Annotated in this window: 12 protein-coding genes; 3 read left to right on the forward strand and 9 right to left on the reverse strand. The window is 62.7% G+C overall.

Annotated features, from left to right (window positions below):
* Positions 1-8: 8 nt before the first annotated feature.
* Positions 9-2882, reverse strand: a complete 2874-nt coding sequence (gene uvrA, locus RW095_RS37010) for an excinuclease ABC subunit UvrA (protein ID WP_317020653.1) — start codon at positions 2880-2882, stop codon at positions 9-11.
* 385 nt (positions 2883-3267) lie between these two features.
* On the opposite strand from uvrA, the gene RW095_RS37015 reads away from it, so the two are divergent.
* Positions 3268-4461 carry an MFS transporter gene (locus RW095_RS37015; RefSeq protein ID WP_317020654.1) on the forward strand — a complete coding sequence of 398 codons (1194 nt, stop codon included), beginning with the start codon at positions 3268-3270 and terminating at the stop codon, positions 4459-4461.
* Between the two features lie 169 nt (positions 4462-4630).
* Positions 4631-5170 (forward strand): single-stranded DNA-binding protein, encoded by a 540-nt coding sequence (locus tag RW095_RS37020; RefSeq protein WP_317020655.1) that lies wholly within the window; start codon positions 4631-4633, stop codon positions 5168-5170.
* 68 nt (positions 5171-5238) lie between these two features.
* On the opposite strand, the gene RW095_RS37025 is transcribed toward RW095_RS37020, so the two are convergent.
* Entirely contained in the window at positions 5239-6039 is an 801-nt protein-coding gene (locus RW095_RS37025; protein WP_317020656.1) for a bestrophin-like domain, read from the reverse strand.
* A 306-nt stretch (positions 6040-6345) separates the two neighbouring features.
* Between RW095_RS37025 and RW095_RS37030 the strand changes: the two genes are divergently transcribed.
* On the forward strand, positions 6346-7998 hold the full coding sequence (locus tag RW095_RS37030) for a methyl-accepting chemotaxis protein (protein WP_317020657.1): 1653 nt from the start codon (positions 6346-6348) through the stop codon (positions 7996-7998).
* 207 nt (positions 7999-8205) lie between these two features.
* On the opposite strand, the gene RW095_RS37035 is transcribed toward RW095_RS37030, so the two are convergent.
* From RW095_RS37035 to RW095_RS37065, 7 genes are all read right to left on the reverse strand, one after another.
* The gene (locus RW095_RS37035) at positions 8206-9015 is read right to left on the reverse strand and encodes a c-type cytochrome (RefSeq protein ID WP_317020658.1); all 810 of its coding nucleotides are present in this window, start codon (positions 9013-9015) and stop codon (positions 8206-8208) included.
* Positions 9012-10637 (reverse strand): b(o/a)3-type cytochrome-c oxidase subunit 1, encoded by a 1626-nt coding sequence (locus RW095_RS37040; protein ID WP_317020659.1) that lies wholly within the window; start codon positions 10635-10637, stop codon positions 9012-9014. The genes RW095_RS37035 and RW095_RS37040 overlap by 4 nt, the downstream gene beginning before the upstream one ends.
* Complete coding sequence (locus tag RW095_RS37045; RefSeq protein WP_128594231.1) at positions 10624-11196, reverse strand: cupredoxin domain-containing protein; 573 nt, start codon at positions 11194-11196, stop codon at positions 10624-10626. Before RW095_RS37045 ends, RW095_RS37040 begins: the two co-directional genes overlap by 14 nt.
* A gap of 2 nt (positions 11197-11198) precedes the next feature.
* On the reverse strand, positions 11199-11375 hold the full coding sequence (locus RW095_RS37050; RefSeq protein WP_020066944.1) for a hypothetical protein: 177 nt from the start codon (positions 11373-11375) through the stop codon (positions 11199-11201).
* 30 nt (positions 11376-11405) lie between these two features.
* Positions 11406-12740 (reverse strand): c-type cytochrome, encoded by a 1335-nt coding sequence (locus tag RW095_RS37055; protein WP_317020660.1) that lies wholly within the window; start codon positions 12738-12740, stop codon positions 11406-11408.
* On the reverse strand, positions 12737-13438 hold the full coding sequence (locus RW095_RS37060; protein ID WP_394365172.1) for a c-type cytochrome: 702 nt from the start codon (positions 13436-13438) through the stop codon (positions 12737-12739). The genes RW095_RS37055 and RW095_RS37060 overlap by 4 nt, the downstream gene beginning before the upstream one ends.
* Before the next feature lie 452 nt (positions 13439-13890).
* Positions 13891-14778, reverse strand: coding sequence for a LysR family transcriptional regulator (locus tag RW095_RS37065; RefSeq protein WP_317020662.1), 888 nt, complete (start codon positions 14776-14778; stop codon positions 13891-13893).
* Between the last annotated feature and the right edge of the window lie 40 nt (positions 14779-14818).

Genomic DNA, 14818 nt, shown 5'->3' on the forward strand with positions numbered 1-14818 from the left:
GTGCAGCGTTACTTTTTACTGGCCGCGCGCTTGAGCAGAGGCGCCAGATATCTACCGGTAAAACTTGCTTTGGACTTCGCAATCTGCTCGGGCGTGCCTTGCGCGATGATCTGGCCACCGCCCGCGCCGCCTTCCGGACCCATGTCGATGACCCAGTCGGCAGTTTTGATTACATCGAGATTATGCTCGATGATCACGACGGTATTACCCTGGTCGCGTAACCGATGAATAACTTCGAGCAGCAGCGCAATGTCATGAAAGTGCAACCCGGTCGTGGGTTCGTCGAGAATGTATAGTGTGCGACCGGTATCGCGCTTGCTCAGTTCCAAAGATAGTTTGACCCGCTGCGCCTCGCCGCCCGACAAAGTGGTGGCGGACTGGCCCAGCCGGATATAGCCGAGGCCGACGTCGAGCAAGGTTTTCAGCTTGCGCGCAACGACCGGCACCGGCTTGAAGAACTCGTACGCATGCTCGACCGTCATGTCGAGCACCTCGCTGATGTTCTTGCCTTTGTACTGCACGTCCAGTGTTTCGCGGTTGTAGCGCTTGCCATGGCAGACGTCGCAGGGCACGTAGACGTCCGGCAAAAAGTGCATCTCGACCTTCAGCACGCCGTCGCCCTGGCATGACTCGCAGCGCCCGCCCTTCACGTTGAACGAGAAACGGCCCGGGTCGTAGCCGCGCTCCTTGGCTGCGGGAACGCCTGCGAACAGTTCGCGGATCGGCGTGAAAAGACCCGTATAAGTGGCCGGATTCGAGCGCGGCGTGCGGCCGATCGGCGACTGGTCGACGTTGATGACCTTGTCGAAGTGCTCCAGACCCTCGATCGATTCATACGGCGCCGGCTCCGTGGACGAGCCGTACAGATGATGAGAGACCGCGTGATACAGCGTGTCGTTAATGAGCGTCGACTTGCCCGAACCGGAAACGCCGGTCACGCACGTGAGCAGACCGACCGGCAGGTCGAGTGTGACGTGCCGCAGATTGTTGCCGTGCGCCTCGACGATGCGCAGATGCCGCTCGTCCGGGTCCCTGCGCTCGTCCGGATACTCGATGGTGCGCGCGCCGGACATGTACTGCCCCGTCATGGAGGCGGGGTTGCCCTGCACCTGTTTGGGCGTGCCCTCGGCGATCACCATGCCGCCGTGCTCGCCGGCGCCCGGTCCCATGTCGACCACGTAGTCGGCCATGCGGATCATGTCTTCGTCGTGCTCGACGACGATCACCGAGTTGCCCAGGTCGCGCAGGTGCTTGAGCGTGGAGATGAGCCGGTCGTTGTCGCGCTGGTGCAGGCCGATGGACGGCTCGTCGAGCACGTACATCACGCCGGTCAGACCTGAGCCGATCTGCGACGCGAGGCGAATGCGTTGCGCCTCGCCACCCGACAGCGTTTCGGCACTGCGTTCCAGCGACAGATAATCGAGCCCGACGTTGTTCAGGAACATGAGCCGCGCGACGATTTCTTTCACGACCTTGTCGGCGATCTCGCGCTTCGAGCCTTCGAGCCGCAGCGTCTGGAAATAACCGAGCGCGTCGCGCAACGGCCAGCCGCTGATTTCATAGATGCCGCGGGCGTCGCCGTCCGTGCCGATCCGCACAAAGCGCGCTTCCCGGCGCAACCGCGTGCCCGCGCAGGCGGGGCACGGCTGATTGTTCTGATACTTCGCAAGCTCTTCACGCACTGCCGCTGAATCCGTCTCGCGATAGCGCCGCTCCAGATTCGGGATGATGCCTTCGAACACATGTTCGCGGACCGACGTGCGGCCGCGCTCGTTGATGTACGAGAACGGAATTTCCTGCTTGCCCGAGCCGAACAGCAGGATCTTGCGGACTTTTTCAGGAAGATCTTCGACGGCTGTGTCGATGTCGAAGTCGTAAAACGCCGCGAGGCTCTGCAGCATCTGGAAGTAGAACTGGTTGCGCCGGTCCCAGCCCTTTACCGCGCCAGCCGCGAGCGACAGCGACGGATGCGCGACCACCCGCTTCGGATCGAAGAAGGTGATCTGTCCGAGGCCGTCGCATTCCGGACACGCGCCCATCGGATTGTTGAACGAGAAGAGCCGCGGCTCCAGTTCCTGCAGCGAATACGAGCAGATGGGACACGCGAACTTCGAACTGAAAAGGTGCTGCTTGTCGGTGTCCATTTCGAGCGCGATCGCGCGGCCGTCGGCGAGACGCAGTGCGGTTTCGAACGATTCCGCGAGGCGCTGCTTCATGTCGGGCCGCACCTTGAGGCGGTCCACCACGACGTCGATAGTGTGCTTGTCGTTCTTCTTCAGTTTGGGCAGCGAGTCGACTTCATAGATCTTTGCCGCGCCTTCATTAGCCGTGCCGCCGCCCGAACGCACGCGGAAGCGGATGAAGCCCTGCGCCTGCATTTCCTCGAACAATTCGACATGCTCGCCCTTGCGGTCCGCGACGACCGGCGCGAGGATCATCAGCTTCGTTTCTTCCGGCAGCGCGAGCGCCGCGTCGACCATTTGCGACACGCTTTGCGCTTCGAGCGGGATTTCGTGATCCGGACAGTATGGCGTGCCAACCCGTGCGAACAGTAGCCGCAGGTAGTCGTGAATTTCGGTGACGGTGCCCACCGTGGAGCGCGGATTGTGCGACGTGGCCTTCTGCTCGATCGAGATCGCCGGCGACAGGCCTTCGATCAGATCGACGTCGGGTTTTTCCATCAACTGCAGGAACTGGCGTGCGTAAGCGGACAGGCTTTCGACGTAGCGCCGCTGCCCTTCCGCGTACAGCGTGTCGAACGCGAGCGACGATTTCCCCGAGCCGGAAAGACCGGTAATTACGACGAGCTTGTGACGTGGTAGGTCGAGATTGACGTTCTTCAGGTTGTGGGTGCGAGCCCCACGAATACGGATTTGTTCCACGGATTTATTCCATGAACTGCGGAAAGAGGAAGAGGCTAAACCTGCTACTATAACGACTTTTCAAGGCCGCCGTTATGGCTGCCTGACGGGCAGAACAGGGCAGAACAGCGCCTCAGGCAAGCTGTGCGACCGCCGTTCAGCGCTAGCGGGAAAAGGCCTAACTGGGGCCGTTTTCGGCGAGTACAAGGCGCCGCGAACCGCGCCAAGGCTGCAAAAGGCGCGAGAAAGCCGAAGGGTCCGGAGCGCGGCCAGCGCGGAGCGGGAACGCTGCAGGCTGCCTGGTTGGCCCGAGCGACCGTGCCGCATGCCTGCAGGCCCTCCCATGGAAAGCCGTCCGGTCGTGGCGCTCCGGTGCGTCACCCAGCTCATTCAAAGAACGCTTCCGATGTCGAATCCGTCTGCCACCTCTTCACGCATGAGCGCGCCTGAACTGCGCGCGACCGTGTCGCTTGCCGCTATCTTCGCGCTGCGCATGCTCGGGCTCTTCATGATCATGCCGGTGTTCTCGATCTACGCGAAGACCATTCCCGGCGGCGAAAACGTGCTGCTGGTCGGCATCGCGCTGGGCGCGTACGGCGTGACGCAGTCCATGCTCTACATCTTCTACGGCTGGGTCTCCGACAAGATCGGCCGCAAACCGGTCATTGCCACAGGCCTGCTGATCTTCGCGTTCGGCAGCTTTGTCGCGGCGGGGGCGCACGACATGACGTGGATTATTGTCGGCCGCGTGATTCAAGGCATGGGCGCGGTGTCGTCAGCGGTGATCGCATTCATCGCCGACCTGACCGCCGAGGAGCACCGCACGAAGGCGATGGCCATGGTCGGCGGCAGCATCGGCATTTCCTTTGCGGTGGCGATTGTCGGCGCGCCGATCGTTTTTCACTGGGTCGGCATGAGCGGTCTTTTCACGCTGGTGGGCGTCTTCTCGATTCTTGCTGTCGGCGTCGTGCTGTGGGTCGTGCCCGATGCGCCGAAGCCCGTGCACGTGCGGGCGCCGTTCGCCGAAGTGCTGCACAACGTCGAGCTGCTGCGGTTGAACTTCGGCGTGCTCGTGCTGCACGCAACGCAGACCGCGCTGTTCCTCGTCGTGCCGCGCATTCTCGAAGCCGGCGGCCTGCCGGTCGCGTCGCACTGGAAGGTGTATTTGCCGGTCATGGGCTTGTCGTTCGTGATGATGGTGCCCGCGATCATCGCCGCTGAAAAACGCGGCAAGATGAAGATCGTACTGCTCTCTGCCATCGCTCTTATCCTGATCGGACAGTTGTTATTGGGCGTGGCTCCGCATACGATTCTGAGTGTGGCGGCCATCCTTTTTGTGTACTTTCTCGGCTTCAATATTCTGGAGGCGTCGCAGCCTTCGCTGGTATCGAAACTGGCGCCGGGCAACCGCAAGGGCGCGGCGGCCGGCGTGTACAACACCACGCAGTCAATCGGTCTTGCGTTGGGCGGCATGATCGGCGGCTGGTTGCTCAAAGCGGATGGCCAGAGCGCGGTCTTCTTCACTTGCTCGGGGCTCGTCTTTTGCTGGCTTATAATCGCCGCAAAGATGAAACAGCCGCCGCGCAAAGCGTCATCGTGACACGCGCGGAACACTCGCAGAACATACGCGGCGGACTCGGGCGTGTCCCGGCATCACCCAGAACTCACCCGGCGGCGGGCAGAGGCGCACTTCTGATCTCGGGCCGGCTGGGCGCGAGAGGCGAACTGTGTTGCCGGGCCGCCCGAAATGGAATCAACAGGAGAAACTCATGGCATCCGTGAACAAGGTCATTCTCGTCGGCAATCTCGGAGCCGATCCGGAAGTCCGTTATCTTCCGAGCGGCGACGCAGTGGCGAATATCCGCCTTGCAACGACGGATCGGTACAAGGACAAGGCGTCCGGTGAAATGAAGGAAGCTACCGAATGGCACCGCGTGTCGTTCTTCGGCCGCCTCGCCGAGATCGTCTCCGAATACCTGAAGAAGGGCTCGTCGGTCTACCTCGAAGGGCGCATTCGCACCCGTAAGTGGCAGGCACAAGACGGCACCGATCGTTACTCGACGGAAATCGTCGCCGAGCAGATGCAAATGCTGGGCGGCCGTGGCGGCTCCATGGGCGGCGGCGACGAAGGCGGCTATAGCCGTGGCGAGCCGTCGGAGCGCAGCGGCGGCGGCGGTGGCGGCCGCGCTGTGTCGGGTGGCAATTCGCGTGGCGGCAGCGGTGGCGGCGCGAGCGGCGGTGGTTCCAGCCGTCCGAGCGCACCGGCCGGCGGCGGCTTTGATGAGATGGATGACGATATTCCGTTCTGATCCGCCCGTAGCGCCAGACCATCAAGAAAACCCCGCTTCCTCAGCGGGGTTTTTTCTTTCAGCCGTCGCTACCGCCTCAAATGCTCCAGCGCATCTCGCATCGGCAAGCTGGAAATCATGATCGGCCCGGTGAGCGGCGTGTCCAGATCGACGATTACATAGATCGCCGACGCAATCGACACAGCCCCAAGCGAAATCGTCACGAGCGCCAGCGCATTGCGAGGCGCGATGAGCCCGAAGCTCAAAAATATCACGCAAAGCCAGAACGTCAGCGTCTTCAAGAAGGGCTGCGAAATGGAGCTGTGCGCTTCCTCGATGATCTTCCAGCGCGCATCCACCACGCGGCGAAATTGCGTCAGGCCGTCGTCGAGCGCGTGCTGTTGCAGCGGGTCATGCGCGCGCAACTGCCGCAATTGCCGGCCTACCGACGTCAGCATTTGGCCGAGCCGCACATTTTCCAGCCTTTGCGAGTTGTCCGGTGAGCCTAAGTGGGTGGGGTAATCGCCCGTAGGAGCGGGTTCTTTCGGCCACGTCGATGCGATGGCCGCAGCCGTGTAGACGCGCAAGAGATTGCGCGCCGGTTCGGTGTCGCTGCCGTAATCCCTCAACGTCGTGTCCAGTTCGATGATGTCGGCGGCATAGGTGCGCAAGTCATTTGACGCCGTGTCGAAGCTGGATTTCGCCGACGCGGTCATCAAACCGAGCACCAGTGCGGCAAACGTCACCAGCATGCCGATCACCAGTTGCACGAGTTGCACGGTCTCGTACGCCTTGTGTTCCTCGGGGAGGAGCGGGCGCACCCAAACGCCGATCCCGGTAGCCGCGAGCAGGAGAACGAAAACCAGCAGAGCCGAGCCTATTTCGGACATGGAAATGCTCCTGTGACACTTGCGTCCACTGCCGATCAGCTTAGGTAGGACGCCTGAAACTCGGCAGTCCCGCTATCGCCGGCGTCCGGGCGGCTCGCCGCCGCTTGTAATTGATGTGACGCAAAAGCGTACGCCATTCACCATAAAGTTTTTAGCGATTCAGCCGTAGTCCCTATCTGTGGCATTCGCTTAATTTTTTGACAAAAACGGTTGCGGACCATGCCAAATGGGCTGCGGCGCAGCATGCATGGCCGACGCGTATTTCACTGAACATTCGGTCAGGCGGCCCAAATGGAGACTAGCCCGATGCTGAAAAATCTGTCGATTCGCAGTTGCCTTACCCTGATGATCGCGTTCTTTGCCGCCGCACTGCTGCTGGGCGCCGCGGCCGGGCTTCTGTCGCTGCGCGCGAGCAACGCGTCGCTGCAGCAGATGTACACGGTCGATACGCCCGCAGTCGCCGATCTCGAAGGCAGCGCCGGCCAGTTGCTGCGCCTGCGCCTCGCACTCGCCACTTATGCATCGCTCGTCGATCTTAATGATCAGGACGGCGCGAATGCTGTGCTCAAGCGTTTCGATCAGTACCAGAAAGCATCGAATGAGCGGCTTGCCCACTATGTGAGCCGCGCGAGCGCCGAGGCCGACGAGCAGCGCCTCATCAAGGATATGCAGGATAAGCGCGACACGTTTCTTCGCGAGGGCGTCGAACCGGCGCTAGCCGCGCTCAAGGCGGGCGACCGGACCGCGTTCCAGCAATTGCAGGCGAAAAAGCTGCCGTCTGTGTACAGCGCTTTCGAAAAAGCGATGCTCGCGCTCGAACAGTTGCAGCTCGACCACGCCGCGCAGCGCTATCAGAGCGCACAGGACCTCTTTTACGCGATTTGCGTGACAGTGGCGATCGGCATCGTCATCTCGCTGCTTGGTTCGCTGCTCGGCCGCGCGGTGCTGGTGCGCGCAATCGTGAATCCGGTCGATGCCACCATCGCCCAGTTTCAGCGGATCGCCAACGGCGACCTGACGGGGCAGATCGTCGTTACGAGCAGCAACGAAATGGGACGCCTCGCCGCCGCTCTGCGCAAGATGCAGGAGTCGTTGATTGCGACGGTGAACTCGGTGCGTCAGGGCACGGAATCGATCGACAGCGGCGTAAGCGAAATCGCCGCGGGCAATACGGATCTGTCGCAACGTACGGAAGAACAGGCGGCGTCGCTCGAAGAAACGGCGGCGAGCATCGAGCAGCTCACGTCGACGGTGAAGCAGACCGCGGACAACGCGAAGCAGGCGAGTTCGCTCGCGCAGGGCGCGTCGACGCTCGCCGCTCAGGGCGGCGAATTGACGGAGCAGGTGGTAGGAACAATGCACGAGATCGTCGACGACTCGCGGCGCATTGCGGATATTGTCGGCGTGATCGAAGGGATTGCGTTTCAGACGAACATCCTCGCGCTGAACGCGGCGGTCGAGGCGGCGCGCGCCGGCGAGCAGGGCCGCGGCTTTGCGGTCGTCGCGAGCGAGGTGCGCTCGCTGGCCCAGCGAAGCGCCGCGGCCGCGAAGGAAATCAAGGCGTTGATCGAAGCGTCGACTACGCGCGTCGAGAACGGCTCACATCTGGTCGAGCGGTCGGGCTCGACGATGACCGAGATCGTTCAGGCAATTTCGCGCGTCAGTTCGATCATGGGCGAGATTGCCGCAGCAGCGACCGAGCAGAGCACCGGCATCGACCAGGTCAATCTGGCCGTCGCGCAAATGGACGAGGTCACGCAGCAGAACGCCGCGCTGGTCGAACAAGCCGCGGCTGCGGCAAGCTCGCTGGAGGAGCAGGCGAGAAGGCTCACATCGGCGGTGGCAGTGTTCCAGACGGAAGGTGGTTCGTCGTCGCGGGCATTGGCGGGCTCGCGTAACGGTCAGAGCCCTGCGACCAAACGTGCGGCGAGCAGCGCGGACGAACTGGCCGCTGCTTGAAACATTGGCGGGTGGTGTTGCGTTGCCTTGCGTTGCGCTCGTGGCGCGTGGCGCGTGGCGTGTCGCGGCAGTGCACTGCGCCGCACCACGCCGCAACGCGGGGCAGGGCCGGCGCCGCGCCCTCGCGCATCGCATAGCACCTGGCGCGTCCCAGCGCATCGCACGGCACCGCCCCGAGCCCCGAGCCCCGAGCCCAAATCATTCGCTCTACTGCATGGCTGCGTAGTACTTCGCGAGACTGTCTATCTCCGCCGATGTCATCTGCCGGGTGACATTGCGCATCTGCTCGTTGATGTCGTTGCGGCGTGCGCCCGAAGCGAACGCCCGCATCTGCGCCGCAAGATAAATCGACGATTGGCCGCCCAGCCACGGCGCCGAACCCTTGCGATCGAGCTGCCCGTGACATGCCGCACATGGCGCGATGTTGCGCTGCGGATCGCCCTGCATTGCGAGCCGCACGGCGTTCGCATCGGGCGTGCTGCGGGTGGGCGCGACTTCCGCCGCCGGACCGCGTGGCAGCGACGCGTAGTAAGCCGCGAGATCGTGCAGGTCCTGATCGCTGCGAGCAGCGACGATCGGCTGCATCACTGCGTTTTGCCGCAGGCCTTGTTGATAATCGCGCAACTCCTTGTAGACGACGTCCGCATATTGACCGGCCAGCGCGGGCGCGGTGACCTGAACTGTGCCGAGCACACCATGACACATCGAGCAATTCTGCGTGGCGATGGTCGCGCCGCGGCCGATCGAATCCGCGTCGGCTCGCACGCGCCGCAGCGGCGGCAAGACAATCACGTTGCTCGGCGCCGGCCCTGCAATATTGTTCCCGCTGTACCAGCTCGACGGCGCGCCCGCGGCGCTGCAAATCGTCGCCCATAGACCGCGGCCCGCGAATGCGCTATTCGCGGAAGGCAGCCAGATGAAACCTATCAGCATGGACACAATGGCAAGCGCCAGCGTGCCGGCAACGCTTACCGTGAACCACGGATTACGCAAGCTGAAGACGCGTTCCTGATTCATCGTTGTGCTCCAACGACCACCGCCGGCACGGAAGTCTGCGGCAGCTTGAGCAACTGGACGATGGGCACGCTGTAATTGACGACGGTTAGGCCGATCATCAACGCGACCCACAAGCCGAAACTATTGAGCGCGGCGGGCACGCGTTCGACCGGATGCACCGCGCTCGCGAAACGGAAGCCTTGCTGCGGAGCCGCCGGCCCGAACTGCGACTTCGCGAGAATGTAGATGAAGAGCGCGCCCGATACGGCGAGAATCACTCCGCCGACCGCCGACATGCTGACCCAGAACGCCTGCGATTCTAGCCCCGGCATCTTGTAGTCGTAGTAAGCCATGCGGCGCGGTGCGCCGAGCAGGCCGACGTAATGCCACGGCAGCGTGACCACCAGCATGCCGATGAACCACAGCCACAGTTGCGTGCGCACCAGCTTCATCGACACAATCGCGCGGCCGGTGAGTTGCGGCCACAGTTCGTAGGCGATTGCAAAATACATGATCACGATCGCGCCACCGAAGATCAGATGGAAGTGCCCGGTCACCCACTGCGTGTTGTGCACGGTGGTATTCAACTGATAGCTCATGTTGATCAGACCGCCGGCGCCGCCGAGCCCCAGCATCACGAACGAAAACGCAACGACGAGCATCATCGGGTTCTGCCAGGGCAATGCGGTGAGCCAGCCGAACGCACCCTTGCCGCCACGCAGCCTGCCGGCAATTTCCACCGACGCGCAAATCGTGAACACGGTCAGCAACGTGGGCACGGACACCATCCCCGTGAATACTGCGTGCAGGAACTTGAAGCCAGAGCCGATCTGCGGATCGGCAAACAGATGGTGGATGCCGATCGGCATAGCGAAAACGAGGAACAGGATGAACGACACGCGCGCCATCGAATCGCTATAGAGCCGCCCGCCGATGGCCCGCGGCACAAGCGTGTAGTACGCGATATACGCGGGAATCAGCCAGAAGTAGACGATGGCATGCAGCGTCCACGAGAACAATACGCGTGACAGGCCGGCGTCGATCGTATTCGTGAGACCGAACGCGACCGGCAAAATCTGAAGCAGGATTTCGAGCGCCGCGCCCACGGCGGTCCATGCCCACAGATATGCGCCGGCTACATTGGCGAACATCGCGAGCGGCACCGGCTTGCCGGGGTTCGCGCGCCGCCATATCGCGAGATTCACATGCATCAGCGCGACCCAGATCCACGAGCCGACCACCACTAGCACCACGCCCAGGTAATAGAACGGGCTGCCGATCATCGGCGGATAGAACGTGTAGAGCACCGAGGCCTTGCCGAGCGCGACGGGCACCATCGCCATCACCGCGCCGACCGCCAGCATGATGAACGCGGCCCATGCCCACTTCAGGCCCGCGAGGCGCTGCGCGAGCGCGAGCTCGACGATTGCGTAGCCAAAGCCCATCGACACCAGGGTCGGCAGCACGTAGGCCATCACTGTGCCGTGAGCGGTTACAGAGCGGTAGTACAGCTCGGGGTCGCCGATCCACGGCGCGAGTGGACTGCGCACAAGCATCTGCCACGCGCCGAGAAACAGCGCGACGATAAACGCGATGAAGGCGAGCCAGAAATGCGCGAGAACGAGTCGCTTAGCGTGAAACACAGCTCAGCCTCCGTGATTGTCGGGCCTGCTCGAGGAAGGCGGCTTTGTCGATCACTTTCACATGCGCCCACATGGCCTGATGGCCGAAGCCGCAGAACTCGTGACAGGGCATGGTGTGATCGGCGGGCGCGTCGAAGCGCGTGTTCAACGTGGCCACGTAGCCGGGCACGACCATCGTGTTGATATTGGTGCCGGTGACGAGCAGGCCATGCACGACGTCCGCGCTGGTGGTTCGGATCGTGATCGGAGTGTCGGCGGGCACGAGCAGGCATTGCGGCGTGAACGAGTACTGCTGCGCGATGAAACGCACGACCACGGAGCCGTCCGGCTCGACCGCGCTGCCCAGATTGTCTTCGACGAATTCGCCCGAGAGTTGCAGGCGAGACGGGTCGATGGTTTCCACGCGCGATGGCGGCATCATCGCCCAATGGAGCCCCGAGTACACGATCACGGCCAGCATCAGCACGATCAGCGCGCCGGCGAAAATCGCCCAGCGCCGTTCGGCGCGTAGCGCGACGGTGTGGCCGCTGCCGGGTTGGTGTTGGGATTCGGTGGACATGATCAGTGCACGACGCCGCGCGGCAGGAACACGAGGAAGTAGAAGCCGAACCAGATCGCCATGACGATCAGCGTTGCCACGCCTGCGACTGCGATCGCACCATGCGGACCCGCGACGACCACGCGTTCTACTTCGTCGTCGGTGGGAGGGAGCGCGGCGCGCGTATCGTTCGCTTCCATCTAGGGCTTCTCCAGTTGCCGATGCGGCGCCTAGTGCAGCGGCGCGTTGCGCAGCTCGTTGACATCACGGGCGGTGACCGGCGTCCCATGATTGCCCCACGCTGTGCGGATATAGGTAATGACGGCGGCCGCGTCGGTGTCGTTGAGTTCCTGCGCGAAAGGCGGCATGCCATAGGGCTCCGGATTACGCTTCGTGCCAGGCGGGAAGCCGCCGTTCAGCACGATGCGGATGGGATTGACCGCGGAGTTCATTTCGATCGACTGGTTGCCCGCGAGCGGCGGATAGTGCTGCAACTGTCCTTCGCCTTTTGCGCCATGACACAGCGCGCACTTGTCGGTGTAGATCTTTTCACCGAGCGCGAACACGTTGGTGCTGGTCGGCGCTGTCGGCCCGGACTTGCGGCCGAGATTGTCCGGCAACGTTTTCAGATACACGGCCATTGCCTTGACGTCTTCGTCGGTCATGTATTGAAGGCTGTGATAAGTGACTTCGGCCATTGGGCCGTACACTGCGCCGCGATCCGAAATTCCCGCTTGCAACAAATCGACGATGTCCTTGATGCTCCAGTCGCCGAGGCCGCCGTCCTTGTCGGAAGTCAGCGACGGCGCGTACCAGTTCTGCACCGGGATCAGCCCGCCGGCAAACTGTTCGCTTTGCGACGAGCCGCCGAGCATGTTGATCTTCGTGTGGCACATCGTGCAGTGCCCGAGCCCTTCGACGAGATACGCGCCGCGATTCCATTCGACGGAGCGGGTCGGATCGGGCTTGAATTCGCCTTCGCGGAAATACAGCGTGCGCCAGCCATACAGCAATTTGCGCTGATTGAATGGGAAGCGCAGCGTGTGCTTGCGATTCGACTCGCGCACCGGTTCGACCGATTTCAGATAAGCGAAGATCGCGTTGGAGTCCTCACGCGTGACCTTCGTGTACTGCGCAATCGGCATGGCGGGATAGAGCAGCTTGCCCTCGGGCGTGATGCCGGTGCGCATCATCCGGAAGAACGCGTCCTCGCTCCATGTGCCGATGCCGTACTGCGCGTCTGGCGTGATGTTCGGAGAATAGAGCGTGCCGAACGGCGTTTCCATTGCGAGGCCGCCGGCGAACAGCCTGCCGCGCGGTGCGGTGTGGCAGGCTACGCAGTCGCCCGCGCGCGCAAGGTATTCGCCGCGCTTGACGATGTCCGTGCGGTTGTCGACGGATGTATTGGGCTTGGCTTCTTTCGCGCTGTCGGCGGCGCGAGCTTCGGTGACAAGCGAGCGCAATGGCGCGCTGCCGGTCACTAGCGCAGCCGCGGCGACGAGAGGCAAGAGCGAGCGGCGCAGGTTACGTGAGAGCACGCGCAGCGGACCAAGTGTCGTTTTCATTGCGGTTGGCTCCCGCATGCGAGAGGCAAGCGCTCCGCGGACGCCGGCACGGGCCGCGGGTCGGCTGGACGCGGTTGCCGCGCAAGCCAGGTCGAGACAGCGGTGATGTCCTTGTCGGTCAGCTTTACGGCGATCGAGCGCATGCAATCCGGCGCGAGTGCGTGGCGCGTGCCGGAGCGCCAGGTTCCCATCTGCCCGGCTATATAGCTCGCATGCAAACCGAGCAGGCCGGGAATGCCGGGTTGCTGGCCCGTCATGCGCGCTCCGTGACACGCGATGCATGCGGGAATCTTGCGCGCGGGGTCGCCCTGCATGACGAGTCGCTGACCTGCGGCGAGTACGGCGGGTGCGGCATTCGACTGATCGGCATTCGGATAGGGCGGCTGCAAATCGGCGAAGTACTGGCTGATCTTGCGCAAATAGTCGTCGGGGAGAAACGCGACCAGATAGCCCATCGGCGGATAGGTGCGGCCGCCATCGCGAAACGCGCTTAGTTGATTGAACAGGTACTCGGCCGGTTTGCCGGCGATGCGCGGGAAGTAATCGTTGTTGAGGCCCTGGCCTTGCACGCCGTGACAGGAGGTGCAGGCGCGCACGCGTTCGTCCATGGCAGAAGGCATTGCGCCGGGCGCGCCGGCAGCCGCGAGCGCCGCGTCGCTCCACAAGACGTAAAGCACAAACAGAAGCGCAAATCCCATAGCTCTACGATGCACGTCGGGCCTCGCTCGGGAACGTTCTTGTCGATCTGCTTCGCCCGCATTGATGGCAGGATTTCGCTTCCGGCCTGGTTCGCCATGCTTAGCGGGTCTACCTTTTTTCTCTATCGCGACAGCGCAAACGGCAAATGGAAGCGCACTTATTGTGGATAGCGAAACGTTGGTTCGCCACTGCGATGCAATTGCTGGTCAGACGCGGTGATACGCGTGATTGCGCCGAAGGACGGCAGCTTTCGCGTTGCCGGATTGACGCTTTGATTGTCCGACTGCGTATGGCAGATTGCAGCAATCCATTCGGAGCGTCAATGGCGAAACAATAAGGCTGGCTGACTTCGTCTCTGATCATCATAGGCGGCGTTCAGAGCGCTTTCAACACTTCTATTCGAATCGCATGCAAATGGACCTTAGCGCACGAATGTGATCGTCTGATGTACTTAACTGAAGAGCCTCATCAACGCGGTGCGCGCATTGGTCACGCGTTCGCTCTCGCCGATCCGCCCGGGCAGTAAATGAAACTCGACGGCGGGCAATGCCGGTAGGCCAATGCCCGGCGGGCATGCGACCACACCTGCTCCAATCGACGATTCGTTCAGACACGAGATGCCGAGTCCCGCCTTCAACGCGAGCTGCAACCCGGCCACGCCCGAGGCGGAATGCGATACGACATAAGGCACCTTGTTTTCGTCGAGGAGCTTCACGACAAAGCGCTGCAACTGGCAACTCGACGGCAACAGCACCAGGTGGTACGGCGCGACCGGTCGCGGGCTCGCATCCGATGCGCTCGCCCACAGCAATTTCTCACGCCGCACGACGGTGCTCTGCCCGGCGCTGCGCACGCCGGAGGCGCGAGCGTTGCCCGTGACGAGCCGCAAGGAAAGACCGATATCGAACGAGGCATCGTCGCCGGCGTTGCTGTCGATCACGGCGCTCGGCAACACTGTGACATGCAGCTTCAGACGCGGGTGCTGCTCGGAAAACGTCTTGAGGATGCGGGCGATGTCGTGCGGGCGGTAGTAGTCGGTAATCGCGATGCGCAGTTCGCCGTCGAGCGAGCGGCCTTGCAGATCTTCGAACGCCGCTTCGCTCATCGCGATAATGCGTCGCGCATGCTCCAGCAGGCGGCTGCCCGCGGGCGTCGCGCTCACGCCCTGCTTGCTGCGCACGAAGAGCGGCTGGCCTGCACGCTCCTCGAGTTTCTTCAACTGCTCGCTCACCGACGATTGCGACAGGAACACGCGCTCCGCACCGGCCGAAACGCTGCCCGATTCGGCGACGGCGACGAAGGTCCGCAGTTGCGTGAGGTCGAACCCGCGCTGGCTCATATTTCGCTGTATCCGATGGATGGCATCTGTATTTCCGGCT

This window comes from Paraburkholderia kirstenboschensis (assembly GCF_032806925.1).
Taxonomy (GTDB): Bacteria; Pseudomonadota; Gammaproteobacteria; order Burkholderiales; family Burkholderiaceae; genus Paraburkholderia; species Paraburkholderia kirstenboschensis.